The sequence below is a fragment of the Mesorhizobium sp. M0808 genome, from assembly GCF_040320025.1.
GTDB lineage: Bacteria > Pseudomonadota > Alphaproteobacteria > Rhizobiales > Rhizobiaceae > Mesorhizobium.
The window spans coordinates 12,222-28,523 of record NZ_JAMYOX010000040.1; the positions used below are offsets into that span (position 1 = coordinate 12,222).

Genomic DNA, 16,302 nt, shown 5'->3' on the forward strand with positions numbered 1-16,302 from the left:
TCATTGTCCGTCCCGGTTGGCCTCACTGCACAACTCGGCGAGCGCTACTTTGATCCACCATCGGTTGCACGATTTTTGCAGCCGGCAAGGAACAATCAGCGAGGCAGGCGGTTTGGCACGAAGAACTTACCTTCAACAGCATAGGCAGCGGTTTCGTGGGATCGAAGAAAGTTCGGATCGGAATAGTAGGCGTGGGCAACTGCGCCTCCTCCCTTATTCAGGGCATCACCTATTACCGTGACGCAAGGAGCAATGAGCCCATCCCCGGGCTGATGCATGCCGATCTTGGCGGCTACCATGTCAAAGACATCGAGGTGGTCTGCGCTTTCGATGTCGCCAAGAGCAAGGTCGGACGCGATGTGGCAGACGCGATCTACAGCGCGCCGAACAATACTTTCCGCTTTGCCGATGTGGCGCCTACCGGCGCCCGCGTCGAACGCGGGCCGACGCTGGACGGCATCGGCAAATATCTGCGCGACGAGATCGAGGAGGCCGACGAGCCGGTCGCCGATGTCGGCAAGATCCTCGCCGAAAGCGGCGCCGAAATCCTGGTGTCCTATCTGCCTGTCGGTTCGGAGGAGGCAACGCGCTTTTATGCCGAGTGCGCGCTCGAGGCGGGCTGTGCCTTCGTCAACTGCATACCCGTCTTCATCGCCTCGCGGCCGGAGTGGCGCCGGCGCTTCGAGCAGCACGGCCTGCCGCTGATCGGCGACGACATCAAGAGCCAGGTCGGTGCGACGATCGTCCACCGGCTGCTCGCCAACCTGTTCCGCGAGCGCGGCGTGCGCATCGATCGCACCTACCAGCTCAATTTCGGCGGCAACACCGACTTCCTCAACATGCTGGAACGCGAGCGGCTGGAATCGAAGAAGATCTCAAAGACGCAATCCGTCACCAGCCAGATCGACGTTCCCCTGGAGCCCGGCAACATTCACGTCGGGCCGAGCGACCATGTCCCGTGGCTGACCGATCGCAAGTGGGCCTATATCCGGGTCGAAGGCACGACCTTCGGCGGTGTGCCGCTGAATGCCGAGCTCAAGCTGGAAGTGTGGGATTCGCCCAATTCGGCCGGCGTCGTCATCGATGCGGTGCGTTGCGCCAAGCTGGCGCTCGACCGCGGTATCGCGGGCGCGCTGACCGGTCCCTGCAGCTATTTCATGAAATCGCCGCCCGAGCAGTTCACCGACGCGGAAGCCCGCCAGCGCACGCTCTCTTTCATCGCCGGCAAGGACGAGCCGATGCTCGATGCCGCGGAATGACGACGACGTTCTTTCTGGTGCGCCACGCCGCGCACGACAATGTCGGCTGTTATCTTGCCGGACGGATGGCCGGCGTTTGCCTCGGCGAAGCCGGCAAGGCACAGGCCTCGCATCTGGCAGACCGCATGGCACGCGAGGCGATAGCGGCAATCTTCTGCAGCCCGCGCGAACGCACGCAGGAGACTGCCAACCCGATCGCGCTCGCCTGCAATGCCGGAGAGATCGTGATCCGCGAGGAACTCGATGAGATCGACTTCGGCACCTGGTCGGGAAAGACCTTCGAAGAGCTGAACCAGGATGCCGACTGGCGAGTGTGGAACGACCAGCGTCAGCAGGCGAGAACACCGAGCGGCGAGACCATGCTGGACGTGCAGCAACGCGTCGTCTCATTGATCGAGCAGGTCCGCGGCACCTACCAGAACCAGGGCGTCGCACTGGTCAGCCATGCCGACGTCATCAAGGCCACCGTGTGCAAGGTGCTCGGCCTGTCGCTGGGAAACTGCTTTCGCTTCGATATCGACCCAGCGTCGATCACCACGGTTGTTTGGGGGGACTGGGGGTCGAAGCTGATCAGACTCAACGAAGCTGCCTGACGAGGAATTGCCGGATGCGCATGGTCATTTTCGGTCTTACCGTGACATCGTCGTGGGGCAATGGGCACGCCACGCTGTGGCGCGGATTGATCCGGGCGATGGCCGGGCTGGGCTGGTCTATCACCTTCTTCGAACGCAACACTCCCTATTATGCCGGGACGCGCGACCTCGACCAGTTGGATGGCGGCAACCTCGTCCTTTATCAGGATTGGGAGGACATCCAGCGCGTTGCCGAGCAGGCGATGAATGAGGCCGATGTGGTCATCGTCACCTCCTATTGCCCCGATGCCGTGAGCGCGTCGCGCCTTGCCCACCAGGCCTGTCGCGGGCTGAAGGTGTTCTACGATCTGGATACGCCGGTGACGCTGGCGCGGATCGAACAGGGTGAGCCTCCGGCCTATTTCGGGCCGGAAGGGCTTCGCGATTTCGATCTCGTGCTGAGCTACACGGGAGGAACCGCGATCGACGCATTGAGGTCGATGCTGGGTGCGCGCCGCGTCATGCCGCTCTACGGCCATGTCGATCCAGAGCGACACCGGCCCGCCCCGCCCAGGCCGGAGTTTGCCGGCGACCTTTCCTATCTCGGGACCTATGCGGCAGACCGCCAGGCCGGGGTCGAGAGGCTGCTGGTCAGTCCGGCTGCGCGCCTGCCGGAGCGCCGCTTCATCATTGGCGGCGCACAATATCCGCAGGAATTCCCGTGGAGCGACAATATTTTCTTCGTCCGGCATCTGCCGCCGGCCGACCACCCCGCCTTCTTTTCATCATCACGGCTGACGCTGAACGTGACCCGCGAGGCGATGGCCGAAAGGGGCTGGTGTCCTTCCGGCCGGCTGTTCGAAGCCGCCGCTTGCGGTGCCGCGATGGTGAGCGACACATGGCCGGGACTGGAGTCCTTTTTCCGGCCCGGCGAAGAGATCGTCGTGGCGAACAGCACCGACGACGTGGTCGCCGCGCTCGACCTGTCCGACGCCGAGCTTGACGCTATCCGCCGCCGAGCGCGCGAGCGGGTGCTGGACGAACACACCTCGGCGCGGCGCGCGAAGGAATTCGACCGCATCCTGTCCGATGCACTGCACGGCTCCACGCATGGCGAGCCGTTGAAGGAGGCAGTTTGATGTTGGGCATCGTGCCCGCAGCCGGACGGGGAAGCCGCATCCAGCCGCTCGGCTTTTCGAAGGAGCTTCTGCCGGTCGGCAGCCGCATCGACGGCAACACCGAGCGGCCTTGCGCGGTCAGCGAATACCTGGTGCGCCGCATGGTGCGCGCGGGGGCCGACAAGATATGTTTCGTCATCGGCTCGGGTAAGTCGGATATCCTCGAATATTATTCTGCCGGCTATGCCGACGCGACTGCGCTGTTTGTGGTGCAGCCCTCTCCGGTCGGCCTTTGCGACGCCATCTTCCGTGCCGCACCGCTCGTCACAGCCGATGAGACCGTTCTGGTCGGGTTGCCCGATACGATCTGGTTTCCCGAAGACGGCTTCCTTGCCCTCCCGGACGACGGCCTGTCCTTCCTGCTGTTTCCGGTGGACCAGCCGGAGTTCTTCGACGCCGTCGTTGTCGACCAGGACAGCCGGGTGAAGCAAATCCAGGTCAAGCAGCAGAATGCCCAATCGAACTGGATCTGGGGTGCGTTCAAGATGCCCGGCCGCACCCTTCACCAGCTCGCCGCGCTGTGGCGGGAACGGGACCGGTGCGACGAATATATCGGCACGCTGGTCAATGCCTATCTCGCCGCCGGAGGCGATGCCTATGGCATCAAGGCTGGCACCGCCTATGTCGACGTCGGCACCTTCAACGGCTACCGCACCGCACTTCGCCTGCTTGAAAGCGCCGCCGGTACCAAGGACGACCAAGTCGCCATTACGCTGCCCGGCAACCAGCACGTCCCTGTCCTCGCAGGCGAAGGAGGCTAGCCATGCTGCATTCCGATGCCGAAATCCGCCGCCGTATCGATGCGCTCGGCCCATGGTTCCACAATATGGAACTGGCCGGCATCGAAACCGCTCCCGACCATTTCCTTGGCAACTATCCGCTGATCAAATGGCGCAAATTCGCGGACGCGATTCCCGCCGATCTTTCCGGCAAGGCGGTGCTCGACATAGGCTGCAATGCGGGTTTCTATTCGATCGAGATGAAACGCCGCGGCGCTGGCCGCGTGCTTGGCATCGATTTCGATGAGGCTTACCTGGCGCAGGCGCGCTTTGCCGCTGAGGTGGCGGACTGCGACATCGAATTCCGGCAGCTCTCGGTCTACGACGTTGGCGCCCTGCATGAGCGGTTCGACATCGTGCTGTTCATGGGCGTGCTCTACCATTTGCGCCATCCCTTGCTCGCACTCGATCTGATCCGGGAGCACGTCGCCCGGGACCTGATGATCTTCCAGTCGATGCAGCGCGGCAGCACCAACGTGCCGGCGCTCGAGCAGAATTATCATTTCTGGACCCACGACCTGTTCGACCGGCCGGAGTTCCCAAAGCTGCATTTCATCGAGCATCGCTATGCCGACGACCCGACCAACTGGTGGATTCCCAATCGCGCCTGCACCGAAGCCATGCTGCGCAGCGCCGGCTTCGAGATCGTCCTGCAACCGGAGCAGGAGGTCTATTTCTGCCGCACCGCCGACGTGCCGGCCGGTGGCGGCGTCGTCTACCCGTCGAAAGGACAAATAAATGATTGAAGCCGCGATGATCTGGAACGAGCCCAACAACAAATCCCACTGGGATCCCGAGCTCGACCCCGACTGGAGCCGCTTCGCCAACATGGCAACCCTGGCCGCCGACGCGATCGCGTCGGAGAATCCGGCCTTGACCAAGGTCCTTGGCGGCATCTCGCCGATCGATGCCGGTTTCATGACACGGATGAAGGAGTTCGACGTGCTCGATCATGTCGATGCTGTCGCCGTGCACGGCTTTCCGCTCGACTGGAACCTCTGGCAGATCCACGAATGGCCGCAGAAGATCGGCGAGATTTCGGCTGTCACCGATCTTCCGGTATGGGTCAGCGAGGTCGGCGTGTCGACCTTCGGCGCCGAGGAGGTACAGGTCTGGGGCCTGCGCCGGACCGCGGAATTGCTGATCGGCAACGCACCGCGCATCCAATGGTATAGCCTCTACGACCTGCCGCGCGAGTGGGAAGCGACGACGCGCCATCGCGAGGCGGAAGGCTCGTCTTACTACCGCCATTTCTACATGGGCCTGCTCCGCCAGGACGGCACGCCAAAGCCCGCGCTCGAGGAGTTCCTGCACCACACGCCGGCAATGGGACTGGTGCAGTGGTTCCATTTCGAAGATCACCGGCTGGGTGACGCCGTCGCCTGGATGAAACGGCTCGGCGTCACCAATCTGCGCACCGGGCTTTCCTGGGCCGACAGCTTCAGGCCGAACGCACTTGACTGGTTCGACCGGCAGATGGAGGCTTTGGCCGACTTCGACGTGACGGTTACTTTCTGCTTCACGCCGGAACACCGCGGAATGATGCCGCACCACAGCAGTCCGCCGCTGGTGCCGGAGGAATTCGCCGATTTCTGCGCGGCAATGACGCGCCGATATGCCGGCAGCATCGCTGCCCCTTCGGTCGGCAGGCTGCGCGCCTCCGCAGCGTGAGGAGCTTCGGCTCTCCAGCCATGATGCTCACCGTCCTCAACGTCGCCTATCCCCTCGCCCCGGTCGGGCCGGATGCGGTCGGTGGTGCCGAGCAGGTGCTGTCGATGCTCGACCAGGCGCTCGTACAGGCCGGACACCGCTCGATCGTGATCGGCTGCCAGGGCTCGAGCGCTGCGGGTGTCCTCATCGAGACGCCGGCCGAACCGGGCGTGCTCGACGAAGCGGCGAAGCGCCGGGCGCAGCGTTCTCATTGCGCCGCAATTGCTACCGCACGCGCTCGCTGGCCAATCGACGTGGTCCATTTGCACGGTATCGATTTCGATGCCTATCTGCCGGGCGACGGGCCGACATTGGTGACCCTGCATTTGCCGCTCGACTGGTATCCTGCCGACGCTCTCAATCCGGCGCGGGAGGATCTGTGGCTGCATGCGGTATCGGCGGCTCAGCAAAGAACCGCGCCGCCGGGCGCCAGGCTGATCGGGCCGATTCCCAACGGAGTGGACGTCGACGCGCTGAGCGAGCCGCAGGCCAAACACGACTTTGCGCTCGTGCTCAGCCGCGTCTGCCCGGAAAAGGGCATCCATCTGGCGCTGGACGCAGCCAACAAGGCCAGCGTCCCGCTGGTCATCGGTGGCAAGGTCTACCCCTATGAAACGCACACAGCGTATTTTCGCGACGAGGTCGAATCCCGCCTGGACGACCGGCGCCGCTTCCTTGGTCCGCTCGGCTTTGTCGCCAAGCGGCGCCTGCTGAACACAGCCCGCTGCCTAGTCATCCCGAGCCTTGCCGCGGAAACCAGTTCGCTCGTCGCCATGGAGGCGCTCGCCTGCGGCACCCCCGTGGTGGCCTTCCCGAATGGCGCACTGCCGGATGTGGTCGAGCACGGCAAGACCGGGTATCTGGTCGGGGATGTCGACGAGATGGCCGAAGCCATCGCTGCCGCACCCAGCCTGGACCCCGAGACGTGCCGGGCCGAGGCGCGGCGGCGCTTTTCACTCGACCGCATGGTTTCCTCCTACATGGACGCCTATCGGGCGCTGGCACGGCTCGGCACAGACAGCGAGCAGCTCGCGACGGCAAAGTGAGCGCGACATGCTCCGCAGTGAGATCATAGACGATCCGGCGGACCTCGAAGCCCTCGAGCCGCACTGGTGGGAACTCTGGTCGCGCAGTCCCTCGGCGACGCCGTTCCAGTCTCCCGCATGGTTGCTGCCATGGTGGCGAACATTTGCTCCCGGCGAGCTAGCGACGGTCGCCATCTGGCGTGGCGACGATCTGGTCGGCCTGGCGCCACTCTATCTGGAACGCCACGACGCCGGCGCGCGATTGCTTCCGCTCGGCATTTCGTTGAGCGACTATCTGGATGTCCTTTGTCTTCCCGAGATCGCCGAACCGGTCGGCGCAGTCATCGGTGGCGCCGTTCTTTCCGTGGGCTGGTCACAGTGGATCTTGCAGGACCTGCCTCCCGGCGGCGCCGGCCTTGCCATCAGGCATGCCGCGCTCGAATCGTGCCAAGCCGTCGGTCACGCCGCTTGCCCGGTGCTCGCCCTCGCCGGCGACCAGACGCTTCAAGGCTGTGTTCCGGCGCGGCGGAGGCGCCAATTGCGCCGCGCCCACAGGGCCGCGTCGAGACGCGGCAGTGTCTCCATCGAACCCGCTTTGTCCGATCCGCGGACATTCCTCGACCACCTGATCCGCCTTCACCGCGCGCGCTGGGCCGGACACGGCGACGGCGTTCTGTCCGATTCCCGCGTGGAAGCATTCCACCGTCAGGCGCTCCCGCAACTGGTGGCACAGGTGCTTGCCCGATGCTGGCTTATCACGATCGGTAACGCGATCGTGGGCGCCTATTACGGGTTCCATCATCGTGGCCGCGCTTGCGCTTATCTCGGTGGCTTCGATCCGGCCTATGCCGAGGAAAGTCCCGGCGCGCTGCTCATCGGCCAGGCGATAAGGCAGGCGATCTGCGAAGGCGCGGAAGAGTTCGATTTTCTGCGCGGACAAGAGGCCTACAAGTACAGCTGGGGCGCCGTAGACCGGTGGACGATGCGCAAGATCTGGACGCGGAGCAAAGGGCGATGAGCGCGACCCAACCGGAATCTCGGCGGTCGACATCAGCAAGGCGGGTGCTGGAGGATTGCATGGCAGACGGTGCCGGCGTCGAAGCCGTCATCGCAAGGCTGGCTCTCCGTTTCGAGACAGGAATCGATGCTGCAGAATTGGCGAAGATTGCGCAAAACACGCACTCGGCTGACCCGCGAAACACGGCAAAACTGCAACGGATTGCGGACCTGCTTCGGCGCAGGCCCGAGATCTTCGCCACGCTGCGCAAAACAGGCGGTGCTGTTCGGCACGAGCGTGGCGAGGACGAGACCGACGATGCGGTCGTCAAGCGGCTGGCGGCCGGGTTTGACGCGGCGGCGGCGATCTCCCCGGCGGCGAGCGTCCAGCTGTCATCGCTGGGCAATGAGGAAAAGCTCTCTGCCGCTACGGCTGAGATCGTTGCCTGGCTGGAGAGGCGAGGCTTTACCGGCAGTGACCGCGACATACTGGATATCGGCTGTGGTATCGGTCGGTTCGAACAGGCGCTCTCCGCTCTGTCGCACCGGATCGTCGGCAGCGATATATCCCCTGCGATGATCTCGATCGCCCGCCGGCGATGCGCCGGGCTCGGCAATGTAGAATTCCGCCCTGCGCGCGGTTTCGATCTTGCCGATTTTTGCGATGCCAGCTTCGACCGCGTGCTGGCCGTCGACAGCTTTCCCTATCTGGTGCTGGCCGGCCTTGCGGAGCGACATTTCGTGGAAATCGCGCGCGTGCTGAAGAGGCCGGGCATGGCCGCGCTTTTGAATTATTCATATCGCGGATCGCCGGCGCTGGATCGCGCCGATGTCCATAACTTCGCCAACGCAAATGGCATGCAAGTCCTCGTCGACGGCGAAAAGCCGTTCCGGTACTGGGACGGCGATGCCTTCCTGCTTACGCTTTCCGACGGAACATTGCGGCCCAACGATGGTTCGGATGCCGAACGGGAAAAGCCGCTATTCGACAGTATGAAGGAGGACAAGATGGCGTCCGGCAGCAAGAAGCACATCGGTCGCGGCAGTCACGGCAAAGGCGCTGGCGCTGGCGCAATGACCGATCTTCCCAAGGACAAGATCGGCGAGAACGCTGTTTTGTCCAACAGAGACAAGAAGCAGCACACCAAGGAGCGCGGGCTCGACGGCAATCGGGTCAAATCCGAGCAGTACCAGGATCATTCAGCGGATCGGCGGCCTGAAGACTGATCGTTGCGGCAGCATGCGAGCTTGCAGCCGGTGAGCAATTGAAAGGCGGCGAGAAGCCAACCGCTGACGAAGCTGTGCAAGGACCGATGCCGGTCGCATGGACGCCCTGCAAATTCTTGCAAACTCGCACTGTTGCCACCAGAGTGAGGTGAAGGAACCAACATTTGCCAAGAGAACGCGATGTCTCGCTCAAGGGAAGATTCCGGCAGCAGGCGTGCCGATCTGACGATAGATCGGGAAATCGCTTCCTTGCTTGCGGCCATCGAGCAGGAAAGGGTTCCTGACCGGCTGACCAAACTTGCGATCGAATTGCAGCATGCGCTTATCGAAAGGCGCTTGCGCGAAACCAGCAACTAACGTGACGTGTATTAACGGCGCCTCTCGGCTTCGAAGTCCAGTTGTCCTTCGGACAGATAGCTGCGCCTTTCCATCAGGGTTTGCGAGGAACTTTCGCCAAGGTATTCCAGCACGCCGGCGCGTGCCCTGTTGAGCCGGCTCTTCACGGTTCCCACCGCGCAACCGCATATTTCGGCCGTTTCCTCATAGCTGATGCCCAGAACGCCTATCAACATCAGAACCTCGCGCTGGTGCTCGGGAAGGCTCTGAATGGCCTGGTGGACCTCCTTGCCCTGTACGGACCATTCCTGCGTCGCTTCCGAGATCGGCCGCAGCGAAGCGCAGTCGAGTAGGCCGGGCGCTTCCCTCACCGCGGCCCTGACACGCGTGTAGTAGGTGTTGCGCATGATCGTGAAGAGCCATGACTTCATGCGCGTTCCAGCTTCGAACTTGTCAATGTTGGCCAGGCCCTTGGTCAGCGTCTCCTGGACCAGGTCGTCGGCATCATCAGGAGTGCGGCAGAAGGTGCGGGCGAAAGCCCTCAAAGCGGGTATGAGGTCGACGATGGAAACTTCTTCGGTTTCGCGAGTCGCCAAGGCGTAGGCTGTAGGTGGCAATGGTCCAGCTCCCGTCCAGAATGAGTTCGTGAGCGCAGACCAGTTAAATGCATTGGGCGAAAGATCGTTCCGGCTGGCGAAAATCACCCGGATCGGGAACCGGAGCGGCTTGGCTGGGCAACCCAGCCGGCGGTGATATTTTTGACGGAACAACCACCGGTATCGCGGAGTTGGAATCCAGGCCGTCCGAAATTCCGGGGCGCCGCCATTGGCGTGTCGAAACGCGATTTTCGCAGCGAGCCTGGGCCGCCACCTCAAGGACAGTCCGCCACCTCAAAACAGGAGGAACCCATGACAGGAAACAAGCACGCCAAAGGCAAAACGCCGGCCGACAGCGACCTTGCCAACGATCCCGGCATCGGCAGTTCCAAGGGCACGATCAAGGAGGGCGACCGGCTCGATCAGGGCGACAACACGTTCGAAGGCGATGTCGAGAACGACACCACGCCTCAAGGCGGTATCAATCCCCGGCAAAAGATGCGGACCAACAAATGATGCCAGCATCGGCCGGCGCACGATCGAACAAACCCGCTGCAACCCGTGCAGCAATCCCGCGTTAAAGAGCATGGGCCTCGCGTCCGCCCAGCGTTGATGCGACAGGCTCTTTCGCGGAGACACAGATGACAAAAAAATCGTTTGGCCGCCCCGTTCCAATCCTCGTCGGCCTTGGTTTCCCTCGCCATGTCGAAAATATCTGGCAGGCCTATGACGTCTTGAACGAATGGCCGAGTCGCGGCCCGGCGCACAAGGCGGCGTTCGACGCCTGTCGCGCCGGGCTGGCTGACGAGGTCGATGCCGAGACCGTGCGCGCGGCGTTCGAAGCATTCGCCCGCAAGGCGGGCATTCTGGCGCACGATGTCGCCGCCGAAATACCAGCAGGCACCAATCCCACTGCGGTTCGCGACGTCGGCTAAAATGCCCAGCAGGCCATGTGACCCGCTGACGCTAATTTATATCAAGGGTGGTTGAATCGGGAGGACCGCCATGCTGGAGATAAAGTTCGATGCTCCGGTTTGCATCTACTTCGGCAAGCCGGGACGATCGCGAATGGTCAGCTCCATTTTCGAGGCTTCTTACTGCCTCAAAAGCGAGAAATGGCCTGCCCGCAATGCCCCGTTGTCGCTGATGGCGGCAGATGCATTGGCGGCGCCCAGATCGGCCAGATTACGGCAGCGGAAGCCGGCGAAGCATTTATCGACGCGGCTTTGGAAGCGAAGATACTTGTCGAAGGCGAGCCGCATGACACGCATGCCCGGACAGCCTTCATGCCGGACGGCGGGCGAACCGGCAGGCTGCTTCCCCGCAGAGCCGTTTATCGCGAATGGCTGGCTTCCTCGGCCTTTTTCTCCCGCTGCTGCCTGAGGACCTCGTCGGTTCCGACCAGCTTCTTCGATCCTCCAGGGATCGCGGTGGAAACAACAGCCGGCGGGTCGCTTGCGGGGAAAGAATCCTCCAGACCCGCCTGCAGCTGGTCTTCCAGCGTCTGCGGCTCTTCCGAGCGGCCAGGGGTCCTTCGGGTGTCTACATTCTCCAGCGGCTGTGTCATGTCCGGTGAAGACCTGACTTCTCGAATCGAGCCATAGAGCTGTTCGATGGCAAATTCCTTCATTGTGTCGAAATCGGCCTTTTCGTCACGCGATGCTTCGATTTGGTCGACCATGGTCTTCTCGAACCGTTCGAGGCTCTCGCTTCCACACGCTCGGCAGAGACGCACCAGCGCCTCGCGCAGTATGAGCGGCGCAAAGTGCGCCGTCGTCTCAAGCCTGAGCTGCTGCAAACGCTCCGGGGTAGCGGCTTGGAACTTCGACATGCTCGACCTCTTCGCCTTGTGGAGCATGTCAACGAAAATTGTCGGCGGATGTTCCATCGGCGGCCGCTGCATCGCTCGATCCTCAGCGGTGCGCGCCACCACCGACTGCCATGCGGATACCGAGACAGACGACGAAGCAGCCTGCCACGCGCTGCTGCCAGAGCCTTACCTTCGGTCGTCTCATGATCCAGGCCCCGAGCGTACCGGATGCGAGCGCATATGTGCCCAGCACCAGCACACCGGTTATTTTTTGGCTGCCGCCGAGCAGCAGCAATTGCAGTGTGACCGATCCCCGCGCGGGATCGACGAACTGTGGAAGGAATGCCACCATGAAGGTTATCGGCCAGGGATTTATCAGATTGGCGATCATTCCTTCGCGTGCGGCCACAAGCGGCCCGACACTGCGCGGCTCCTCGACGGCGACGCCGGCCGACGGCAGCAGCACCAGACGCGATCCAAGCCAAACCAGATAGGCTGCGCCCATCCATCGAAGCATGGCAAAGACAACGGGCGATGCCTGGAGCAGCGACGATATGCCGAGGGCAAGGAGTGGCAGCTGGACCATGCCGGCGCCGATGGTCATTCCCAGGACGGTGAACAGGGCAACGTCACGGCCCTGCCCGATGCCACGCGCCATCACCAGCAGACTGTCAGGCCCCGGGGGCATCTGCATCAGAATGACCGTCCCGAGAAAGGCCGCCCACAAGGCAGGATCCATGCCGCTACTTCGCCCCGGTTTCGTAGGAGGCCTTCGCGCCGTCCTTCAACCGACCGGCATCTCGCATCATCTTGAGCGCCTCGTCCCTGGTCAGGCCGCACCTGCGGGCAAAGAAATTGACCTCATAGGCCTGCTCGGCCGACAGGCCGTCCTTGGCATGCACTCTGCGCTTGTGTTTGCGTCCGCTCATACATGCTTGATCCCGTGAGACTTAGCGTCCCCAACTCACATCGGGCCAACCGGTTCCCCACTGCTTCGTCGCTGCGCAGGCTTTTCAGGCGCCGTCGGGCCGGCCGACCTTGTCCTTGAGTTCGTTCAGGAATGCGAGCAGCGCGTCCTCAGGATCGTCGGCCTCTTCGGTCAGCATTTCGATGCCCCAGTGGCCGAGAACAGCCTCCTGGACGATGCTCGGCTGCGACATGAAGATAAAGGATTTCGGGCGGCTCTTCTCGTAGCCCGACCGCCGCCAGGTCTGCCAAAGCCTGTGCAATAGCAGACGGATGTTCATATCAGACATGCTGTAGCCGATGAACAGGATGGTGCGCCCAAGCGCGTCGGCGCGAAACTTCGCGTCGAGCGGCGAATCGAACGAAAGCCGGTCGAAATAATCGGTCTCCGCCAGGACCAGCGATTTGTCGTCGTCGAAATCGCCGTGGAATTTGATGATCTGCGTCACCTCGCCGGTCGTCTTGGGCAAGTCCTTTGCATTGGCCACCTTCACAAAGGGCCGGCCATGGATCTCGAAGGCTACCTCGAGGTTGCGATCATAATTGGTGGTGTAGATGATCGGAAAATCGAGCGATACGATGAGCTTGTGGATTGCCGACCGCTGCACTTCTTCCCGCGAGACGCTCCATTCACGATCCATCCAACTGCGCAAAGGGCCGAGGCTCCCCTGCTTCAGCCGGTAGTATTCGGCAAGGGCCTGATAGCTGGCCTCCGGTGCGCCGATCATGTCCTCGTGAAGGCCGAGCTCGTTTTGCATGTGCTCGATGAGCTTTTGCCAGGACGGCAAGCCGACGCTCATCGACACCCCGGCTCCAACGAACAAGATAGCTCGTCGCTCTTTCACCGATTGAGCCAGTTGCTCGACTGCAGACAGCATTCGACACAACTGCGATAGGTGCCGCTCCGTTCCAGCCGAGCCAGGACCACTGCCGGAATAGAATTACTTCCGACTTGAGTGCGGACACTCGGATCGGCTGTCCCGAGCGCCCGGCCCCCGACTTTTGGCCAACCGAATCCGACATTTATTTCGTTGCATTTGGCACTTCTGCGCCGCTCACGCGTTGGAGAGTGTTCAACAAACACGGCGCAGCTGCAGCTAATGGAGCTCTGCGCCAACGTCGGCAACTCGACAGCAAATGAGGCAAGCGCGACTGGTGGCCGCGAAAAATAGGGTGCCTGGCAAAAGGGGAAAGAGGCCAATGGCTGCAATACTGGGATGGAGGCTGCTGGCGGGGTTTGCACTGATAACCGCGGCGGTTGCTCAGCCAGCATCAAGCCCTGCGATAAATCCGCCGGCCGCAGCTGCTCCGCCCGACGACGGCCAGTGGGCGATGCCGGCAAAGAACTACGCCTCCACCCGCTACAGCGAACTTGCGGAGATCACCGAAGACAACGTCAAAAACCTGCAGGTGGCCTTCACCTTCTCGACCGGCGTCAACAAGGGCCAGGAGGCTGCGCCCTTGGTCGTCGGCAACACGATGTACATCGTGACGCCGTTTCCCAACATCCTCTATGCGCTTGACCTTACCAAGCCCGGCGCGCCGATGAAGTGGAAGTTTGAGCCCAATCCCGAGCCCGCGGCGCAGGGCGTTGCCTGTTGCGACGTGGTCAACCGCGGTGCAGCCTTCTTCGACGGGCGCATCTATTTCAACACGCTCGACGGCCATGCCATCGCCGTCGATGCGGCCACCGGCAAACCGGTCTGGAACACCCATATCGGCAACATCAATATCGGCGAGACCATCACCATGGCGCCGCTGGTGGTGAAGGGCAAAGTGCTGGTTGGCAATTCCGGCGGCGAAATGGGCGTACGCGGCTGGATCAAGGCCCTCGACGCCGGCGACGGGCACGTCGTCTGGACGGCCCACAATACCGGCCCGGACGCCGAGGTGCTGATCGGCCCCGATTTCAAGCCGCATTACGACATGGACAAGGGCAAGGATCTCGGCGTGACGTCGTGGCCGCCCGACGCCTGGAAGATCGGCGGCGGCAATGTATGGGGCTGGATCTCCTATGACCCGGACCTCAACCTGATCTTCCATGGCACCGGAAATCCCGGTCCGTGGAACCCGGATCTGCGACCTGGCGACAACAAATGGACCGCCGGCATCTTTGCCCGCGATCCCGACACAGGCGCAGCCAAATGGTTCTATCAGTGGACCCCGCACGATTTGCACGATTACGACGGCATCAACGAGCAGGTGCTGCTGGACATGACCTGGCAGGGCAAGCCCCGCAAGGTGCTGGTGCGGCCGGAACGCAACGGCTACGTCTATTTGTTGGACCGCACCACGGGCGAGGTCCTGTCGGCAGTGCCGTTCGGGCCTGTCAATTCCAGCAAGGGCGTCGACCTGAAGACCGGCCGGCTGATTGTAAATCCGGACAAGAAGACCGGCACCGGCAAGGTCGTCCGCGACATCTGTCCCACCGCATCTGGCCTCAAGGACTGGCAACCTTCGGCGTTCTCGCCAAAGACCGGCCTGCTCTACATTCCGCACAATAACATGTGCATGGACGAAGAAGGCGTCGAGGTGAATTACATCGCCGGCACGCCCTATGTCGGCATGAACGTGCGAATGATTCCCGGGCCGGGCGGCAATCGCGGTGCTTTCACCGCTTGGGATGTCGCCGCCGCCAAGCCGGCGTGGAGCCTGAAGGAGAATTTTCCGGTGTGGAGCGGCGCCGTCGCCACCGCCGGCAACGTCGTGTTCTATGGCACTATGGAAGGCTGGTTCAAGGCGGTCAGCGCCAGGACCGGCGAACTGCTTTGGCAGTTCAAGACGTCGTCCGGCATCATCGGCCAGCCGATCACCTATCGCGGCCCGGACGGGCACCAATATGTCGCGATTCTTTCGGGCGTCGGTGGCTGGGCCGGCGCGATCGTATCCGGCGATCTCGACCCGCGCGACGCCACCGCCGCGCTCGGCTTCGTCAACGTCATGAAGGATCTGAAGGATGTAACCACGCCGGGAGGTACGCTGTATGTGTTCCGGCTGCCTTGAGACGATCGGCCGAGTTGCGGGGCCACGGAGAACGCGTTCGCGGCGGTTAGCCGTCGCGGTTGGCGCACTGGCACTCTCGCTCGTTGCCGCCGTTGCCAATGCGCGCGAGTTGAGGATCTGCGCCGATCCCAACAACATGCCGTTCTCCAATGCCGCCAGGCAGGGCTTTGAAAACAAGATCGCCGAACTCATCGCCCGGGAGCTTGGTGCGACTGTTTCCTACACGTGGTGGGCACAGCGGCGCGGCTTCGTCCGCAACACGTTGAAAGCTGGCTTGTGCGATCTTGTGCCCGGCACGCCCGCCAATCTCGAGATGCTGCGCACCACCGCGCCCTACTACCGGTCTTCTTATGTGTTCGTGACACGCCAAGATGTGCCCGAAATCACGTCCTTCAACGATCCTCGCCTGCGCGATCTGCACATCGGCGTCCAGCTGATAGGCGACGATGGCGCCAACTCGCCCCCCGTCCAGGCGCTTGGCCGTCGTGGCATCGTCGGCCATCTCATCGGTTTCCCCGTCTATGGCGACTATTCGGCGCCGAACCCGCCAGCACGCATCATTGAGGCGGTCGCGAATGGCGACATCGATATGGCCGTCGTCTGGGGACCGTTGGCCGGCTACTTTGCAGCCAGGCAGAAGGTGGCGCTGCGGATCACGCCGGTTTCGCCGCGCGTGGACGGCCCGCAACTGCCGATGATCTTCGACATCTCGATGGGCGTGCGCCGTGGCGACGATACGCTGCGCAGCGAGGTGAACGCCGCCCTGACCAGACACCGCGCCGAGATCGACGCGATCCTGGCGACCTACCAGGTGCCCCGCCTCGATCCTGTCGGAGCGCCTTGAA

The 16,302-nt window shown here is 62.7% G+C and carries 20 protein-coding genes and 1 pseudogene; 14 read left to right on the top strand and 7 right to left on the bottom strand.

Annotated features, from left to right (window positions below; all coding sequences use genetic code 11):
• The first annotated feature begins 155 nt into the window (after positions 1-155).
• The 10 genes and pseudogenes from NKI25_RS29605 (at position 156) to NKI25_RS29650 (ending at position 8,746) form a co-directional block, all read left to right on the top strand.
• Positions 156-1,259, top strand: a complete 1,104-nt coding sequence (locus NKI25_RS29605) for an inositol-3-phosphate synthase (RefSeq protein WP_352623183.1) — start codon at positions 156-158, stop codon at positions 1,257-1,259.
• Positions 1,256-1,852 carry a histidine phosphatase family protein gene (locus NKI25_RS29610; RefSeq protein ID WP_352623182.1) on the top strand — a complete coding sequence of 199 codons (597 nt, stop codon included), beginning with the start codon at positions 1,256-1,258 and terminating at the stop codon, positions 1,850-1,852. Before NKI25_RS29605 ends, NKI25_RS29610 begins: the two co-directional genes overlap by 4 nt.
• 14 nt (positions 1,853-1,866) lie before the next feature.
• Complete coding sequence (locus NKI25_RS29615) at positions 1,867-2,970, top strand: CgeB family protein (RefSeq protein ID WP_352623181.1); 1,104 nt, start codon at positions 1,867-1,869, stop codon at positions 2,968-2,970.
• On the top strand, positions 2,970-3,770 hold the full coding sequence (locus tag NKI25_RS29620) for a nucleotidyltransferase family protein (protein WP_352623180.1): 801 nt from the start codon (positions 2,970-2,972) through the stop codon (positions 3,768-3,770). Before NKI25_RS29615 ends, NKI25_RS29620 begins: the two co-directional genes overlap by 1 nt.
• Before the next feature lie 2 nt (positions 3,771-3,772).
• Complete coding sequence (locus NKI25_RS29625) at positions 3,773-4,534, top strand: TIGR04290 family methyltransferase (RefSeq protein ID WP_352623179.1); 762 nt, start codon at positions 3,773-3,775, stop codon at positions 4,532-4,534.
• Positions 4,527-5,459, top strand: coding sequence for a glycoside hydrolase 5 family protein (locus NKI25_RS29630; protein ID WP_352623178.1), 933 nt, complete (start codon positions 4,527-4,529; stop codon positions 5,457-5,459). Before NKI25_RS29625 ends, NKI25_RS29630 begins: the two co-directional genes overlap by 8 nt.
• 20 nt (positions 5,460-5,479) lie before the next feature.
• Positions 5,480-6,544, top strand: coding sequence for a glycosyltransferase family 4 protein (locus NKI25_RS29635; protein ID WP_352623177.1), 1,065 nt, complete (start codon positions 5,480-5,482; stop codon positions 6,542-6,544).
• Between the two features lie 7 nt (positions 6,545-6,551).
• Positions 6,552-7,541, top strand: coding sequence for a GNAT family N-acetyltransferase (locus NKI25_RS29640; RefSeq protein WP_353000154.1), 990 nt, complete (start codon positions 6,552-6,554; stop codon positions 7,539-7,541).
• A 59-nt stretch (positions 7,542-7,600) separates the two neighbouring features.
• Positions 7,601-8,302: pseudogene (locus tag NKI25_RS29645) on the top strand (class I SAM-dependent methyltransferase); the annotation flags it as partial.
• A 225-nt stretch (positions 8,303-8,527) separates the two neighbouring features.
• The gene (locus NKI25_RS29650) at positions 8,528-8,746 is read left to right on the top strand and encodes a hypothetical protein (RefSeq protein ID WP_023676213.1); all 219 of its coding nucleotides are present in this window, start codon (positions 8,528-8,530) and stop codon (positions 8,744-8,746) included.
• Positions 8,747-8,935: 189 nt separating this feature from the next.
• On the opposite strand, the gene NKI25_RS29655 is transcribed toward NKI25_RS29650, so the two are convergent.
• The gene (locus NKI25_RS29655; RefSeq protein ID WP_352569237.1) at positions 8,936-9,064 is read right to left on the bottom strand and encodes a hypothetical protein; all 129 of its coding nucleotides are present in this window, start codon (positions 9,062-9,064) and stop codon (positions 8,936-8,938) included.
• Positions 9,065-9,114: 50 nt separating this feature from the next.
• Entirely contained in the window at positions 9,115-9,678 is a 564-nt protein-coding gene (locus NKI25_RS29660; RefSeq protein ID WP_023676143.1) for a sigma-70 family RNA polymerase sigma factor, read from the bottom strand.
• 312 nt (positions 9,679-9,990) lie between these two features.
• On the opposite strand from NKI25_RS29660, the gene NKI25_RS29665 reads away from it, so the two are divergent.
• Both NKI25_RS29665 and NKI25_RS29670 read left to right on the top strand, forming a co-directional pair.
• Entirely contained in the window at positions 9,991-10,194 is a 204-nt protein-coding gene (locus tag NKI25_RS29665; protein ID WP_023676144.1) for a hypothetical protein, read from the top strand.
• A gap of 125 nt (positions 10,195-10,319) precedes the next feature.
• The gene (locus NKI25_RS29670) at positions 10,320-10,613 is read left to right on the top strand and encodes a DUF982 domain-containing protein (protein WP_023676145.1); all 294 of its coding nucleotides are present in this window, start codon (positions 10,320-10,322) and stop codon (positions 10,611-10,613) included.
• Positions 10,614-10,772: 159 nt separating this feature from the next.
• On the opposite strand, the gene NKI25_RS29675 is transcribed toward NKI25_RS29670, so the two are convergent.
• From NKI25_RS29675 to NKI25_RS29695, 5 genes are all read right to left on the bottom strand, one after another.
• Complete coding sequence (locus NKI25_RS29675) at positions 10,773-10,940, bottom strand: hypothetical protein (protein WP_352623176.1); 168 nt, start codon at positions 10,938-10,940, stop codon at positions 10,773-10,775.
• A 71-nt stretch (positions 10,941-11,011) separates the two neighbouring features.
• Complete coding sequence (locus NKI25_RS29680; RefSeq protein ID WP_353000155.1) at positions 11,012-11,509, bottom strand: hypothetical protein; 498 nt, start codon at positions 11,507-11,509, stop codon at positions 11,012-11,014.
• 82 nt (positions 11,510-11,591) lie between these two features.
• Positions 11,592-12,182 (bottom strand): LysE family translocator, encoded by a 591-nt coding sequence (locus NKI25_RS29685; protein WP_352641024.1) that lies wholly within the window; start codon positions 12,180-12,182, stop codon positions 11,592-11,594.
• A gap of 49 nt (positions 12,183-12,231) precedes the next feature.
• A complete protein-coding gene (locus tag NKI25_RS29690; RefSeq protein WP_352623173.1) occupies positions 12,232-12,417 on the bottom strand; it encodes a hypothetical protein in 186 nt (61 codons plus the stop codon).
• 84 nt (positions 12,418-12,501) lie between these two features.
• Positions 12,502-13,332: an SIR2 family NAD-dependent protein deacylase gene (locus NKI25_RS29695; protein ID WP_502897040.1), complete on the bottom strand. Its 831-nt coding sequence runs from the start codon at positions 13,330-13,332 to the stop codon at positions 12,502-12,504.
• Between the two features lie 322 nt (positions 13,333-13,654).
• Between NKI25_RS29695 and NKI25_RS29700 the strand changes: the two genes are divergently transcribed.
• Positions 13,655-15,457: a methanol/ethanol family PQQ-dependent dehydrogenase gene (locus NKI25_RS29700; protein ID WP_352593703.1), complete on the top strand. Its 1,803-nt coding sequence runs from the start codon at positions 13,655-13,657 to the stop codon at positions 15,455-15,457.
• Positions 15,438-16,301: a substrate-binding domain-containing protein gene (locus tag NKI25_RS29705; protein ID WP_352593704.1), complete on the top strand. Its 864-nt coding sequence runs from the start codon at positions 15,438-15,440 to the stop codon at positions 16,299-16,301. Before NKI25_RS29700 ends, NKI25_RS29705 begins: the two co-directional genes overlap by 20 nt.
• Position 16,302 lies beyond the last annotated feature (1 nt).